The sequence below is a fragment of the Chromobacterium piscinae genome (assembly GCF_021129175.1).
Classification (GTDB): Bacteria; Pseudomonadota; Gammaproteobacteria; order Burkholderiales; family Chromobacteriaceae; genus Chromobacterium; species Chromobacterium piscinae.
Window position 1 is genome coordinate 1 of record NZ_JAJOHV010000095.1, and the last position, 2,631, is coordinate 2,631.

The following is a 2,631-nucleotide window of genomic DNA, read 5'->3' on the forward strand; positions in this document are numbered from 1 at the left end:
TCGCCATCGGCACCGGCGTCACCCTGACGCAGGCGGTGGCGGCCGGCTTCATGGCCAGCGGCCCCAAACACGTCGGCGCCGCCGAAGAGGCTCTGGCCTGGCTGAAGGCCATCGGCCCGGACGCCGGCGACGACGCGGTCCATGCCGCCGTCGACGCCGCGCTGGACTCGCCCGGCCAGCTGTTGTTCGGCTTCGGCCATCCGCTGTTCGTCGAAGACCCGCGCCCGCCGCGCATCCGCGCGCTGTTCGCCGAATGGGGATTCGAAGGCCCGCATGTCCGGCTGTTCGACCTCGCCTGCCGCCGCGCGCTGGAACGCAAGGGCTTGCGGCCGAACATCGACTTCATCACCGCCGCCGCATTGCTGGACCTGGGCGTGGAAGAGCCGCGCTGGGGCGTGGGCCTGGGCCTGTGCGCCCGCGTCGCCGCGATGGTGGCGCACGCGATAGAACGCCGCGACCGGCCCGCCTTCGGCGTCAGCAGCAAGGCGGCCCGGAAGTTGTTGGCCACCGTTCCCGTCGGCTGGCTATGAACGCGACTAAAGAAACGCCTGATGCCGCGCGCCGCCCTGCCGTGCAAATTGCACTGCCTGCGTCGGCGCGCCTTGCCTCAGGTCTTTCTTTCACCGCTCGTTATCCTGTTTGATTGACTGGAGAAACCCGATGCTACTGAAAAACCTCCGTCCCGCCGACGAATACGACCGCTTCGCCTCGCAGGCGCTGGAACCCTGGGACGTGCTCTTCGTCGCCCGCATCCGCCAGTTGGCCCGCGACATGGCGCCCGGCGCGCTGGTCGACATCGGCACCGCCACCGCCGTGGTGCCGGTGCGCTTGGCCGCCGACCCGGTGTTCAAGAACTGGCGCTTCATCGGCCTGGACCTGGACGAAACCATGCTGGACGGCGGCCGCCCCCGCATCGCCGAGCTGGGGCTGGAAGAGGCGATCGAGCTGAAAGTCGGCGACGCGCAGAACCTGCCCTTCGCCGACGGCAGCCTGGCGATGGCGGTCAGCCGCGCCACCCTGCACCACCTGCCGGACAAACTCAAAAGCCTGACCGAGATGTACCGCGTGCTGCAGCCAGGCGGCATCGGCTTGGTGCACGACATGCGCCGCGACGTGTCGCCGGCCCTGCTGGAGAAATTCACCCAAATGCGCGCCGCCGTCGGCTATCCGCCCACTCATGTAGAGGAGAAGGTGACGCTGGACGAAGCCCGCGCGCTGGTGGCCGAGGCCGGCCTGGCCGACTGCAGCGCGGTGACCAGCCCCGGCATCGGCCTGGGCGCGCTGGGCTTCGAAATCCTGATCCGCAAGCCGCTGCTGGCCTGAAGCGAGGAGAAAACGATGGAACATGCCGCCGATACGGCGCCGCGCCGCCGGCTCGCCCTGGAGGACGATGGCCGCGTGGACTGCCGCCCTCTGTCGCCATGGCGGATGCCGCTGCTGATCACACCGCGCGACGACGCGCTGCGCGACAGCCCGGCCGCCATCGCCGGCTGGTACCGCGACAGCCTGCCGGCGCTGGAACAGGCGCTGCTGGAATACGGCAGCCTGCTGCTGCGCGGCTTCGCGCTGCGCGACACCGCCGATTTCCAGGCCATCGCCCAGCTGCATCCCGAGCACGCCTTCGGCTATATCGGCGGCGCCACGCCGCGCCGCAACATAGACGGCAAGGTGTACGAGTCCACCCGCATTCCCGCTTCGCTGAAGATAGGGCTGCACCAGGAAAAGGCCTATATGGCGCACTATCCGCGCAAGCTGGCCTTCTTCTGCAAGCAGCCATCGGACAGCGGCGGCGAGACCGTGATCTGCGACATGCGGGCGGTGACGCGGCGGCTGCCGCCCGAGCTGGTGGAACGCTTTCGACGGCGCGGCATCCAATACCTGCGCAACTTCCGCCGGCCAAGCGCCGACGGCGAGCCACGCAACTCCACACTGCGCGAGTACCACCGGCCTTGGGACGACGTGTTTCAGAGCAACGACCCGGCCCGCATCGAACAACTGTGCCGCGACACCAATCTGGACTACCGCTGGCTGGACGACGGCAGCCTGACCGTGTCCCACGTCGGCGGCGCCACCGCGCGCCATCCGGCCACCGGCGAAGAGATCTGGTTCAACCAGCTGTCCACCCAGCACAACAACGCGCGCTCGATGGGCGCGGCCGGCTACGAATATATCCGGCTGCTGTACCGCGACCGGCCGGCGCGGCCTTACGAAGTACGGATGGGCGACGGCGAGGCCATCGCGCCGGAAGACATCGCGCCGATCTACGACGCGCTGGACGCCGAGGAAATCGCCTTCCCCTGGCTGCGCGGCGACCTGCTGCTGCTGGACAACATCGCCGTCGCGCATGGCCGCAACCCCTTCCAGGGCCCGCGCGAAATCCAGGTCGCGCTGTTCGACTGAACGCATCGCGAGGAGATCCATGTCCATCCGCCAACTGAGCCGTTCCTATCTGATCCACGCGGCCGCTTTCGCGCCGGCGATCGCCTTCCTGCTCTGGGGCCGCTTCGGCCCCGGCGACGCCGGCGCGCGCTGGTCCGCCGCTTACCTCGCCGGCGGACTGCTGGCGCTGCCGCACGCGGTCTGGCTGCTGCGGCGGCGCGCCGGCAGCTGGATCGCGCTCGGCGTCGATCT

General features: G+C 69.4%; 4 protein-coding genes. All 4 read left to right on the forward strand.

Annotated features, from left to right (window positions below; all coding sequences use genetic code 11):
• The coding region (locus tag LQR33_RS20505; protein WP_231470251.1) for a citrate/2-methylcitrate synthase at positions 1–530 on the forward strand (530 nt) is incomplete at its 5' end.
• Between the two features lie 130 nt (positions 531–660).
• A complete protein-coding gene (locus LQR33_RS20510) occupies positions 661–1,323 on the forward strand; it encodes a class I SAM-dependent methyltransferase (protein ID WP_221663613.1) in 663 nt (220 codons plus the stop codon).
• Between the two features lie 15 nt (positions 1,324–1,338).
• Complete coding sequence (locus tag LQR33_RS20515) at positions 1,339–2,400, forward strand: TauD/TfdA family dioxygenase (protein WP_231470252.1); 1,062 nt, start codon at positions 1,339–1,341, stop codon at positions 2,398–2,400.
• 19 nt (positions 2,401–2,419) lie between these two features.
• Positions 2,420–2,631, forward strand: a 212-nt coding sequence (locus tag LQR33_RS20520) for a hypothetical protein (protein ID WP_231470253.1), incomplete at its 3' end; no start/stop codon positions are given.